The following is a 1,070-nucleotide window of genomic DNA, read 5'->3' as shown; positions in this document are numbered from 1 at the left end:
CTATGTGGACGGGATAGCAACCATGCGTTTCCATGACATGAACAGTTCGCTGGCTGCTGTGCGGGCTATGATACTGGAAGCACATCCCGAAGCGGCGGCAGACCGGGCAATCAAAGTATTGGAAGCCTGTCAGGTAGAGGAAGAAGATTTTTTCTGCCATGTGACACATAAAACATGGGACACCATTCTCCATGACATACGCAAGGCACACGAAAATGACAGTGAAAGTGCGCCGGATACCACGCCCGCCGATGAGCTGATCCGGGAAGTCCAAAAGGCTATGCAATCGCCGGGGGACAGGGTGCAGCAATTTACAGAGATATTCTGCAAGGCGTTCCAGCTTAAATATAAGCGGCTCTCGGAAGAAGAACGCACCACCTTGAAAAAGCTGTTCCGCAAGTCCCCGCTTATCAAACACTCCGGCATGAATTTCCGGCGCAGACCTTGGAAATGAAAACTGCCGTTGTGGGAATGGGTGTTCCTACAACGGCAGCGTCTTTTATTCGCCGGTATATGCAATTTCTATTTCATAGCTGCCATCCTCATAGTAAGTGTGGAAAGCATAGTCCCCGATTTGCAAGTCCCCTTCTGTGACAGGGTAAAAGGTCTTTTCCTCTGCGTCATAAATCACAGCTTCGTCTATAAATTCATCTTCAACACTAGTCAGGATTTCCCGGATACAATCATCACAAAAATGTGTTTTCATTTTGTGGGCGCTCACAATGCCCCGTCCCCGGTCAATGGAAGCGGTAGCGCTGCCGCTATTGGGATTTGACATCATCATTAAGTGAGCTTCGCTGATTTCATCATATCCAGAGGTAATCATTGTGCTGCCTCTTTCCCGTTGGCTCTCAATCGGCTCGGTATTATCGAATATTTCCAACCCATAGGCTGCACCGGTATTTAGGAAAACCAGATTGATACGCTCCGGTAGCTCCCGTTCCAGACAGCAACCGTCAGCCGTATTCGGGATATAGCGGATAAGGTTTTCAACATCCTGTCCATACTGGCTGTACACCAAATCATGCCGGATGGTTTGAGCAATTTCCTCATATTCATCATCAGTGGCG

1 protein-coding gene and 1 pseudogene are annotated in these 1,070 nt (G+C 48.6%); one reads left to right on the top strand and one right to left on the bottom strand.

The annotated features are described in order from the left end of the window. Window positions 1-454 (top strand): annotated as a pseudogene (locus tag WKT10_RS15880) (helix-turn-helix domain-containing protein); the annotation flags it as partial. A gap of 45 nt (window positions 455-499) precedes the next feature. Here the strand turns inward: WKT10_RS15880 and WKT10_RS15875 are convergent. After that, window positions 500-1,070 (bottom strand): hypothetical protein (locus tag WKT10_RS15875; protein WP_340278047.1); only part of this gene is annotated, 571 nt, incomplete at its 5' end.

Origin of the sequence: Enterocloster sp. HCN-30185 (assembly GCF_037890305.1) — a bacterium.
Classification (GTDB): Bacteria; Bacillota; Clostridia; order Lachnospirales; family Lachnospiraceae; genus Enterocloster.
The sequence above is the reverse complement of the archived record's forward strand: the minus strand, read 5'-3'. Positions and strand labels throughout refer to the sequence as shown.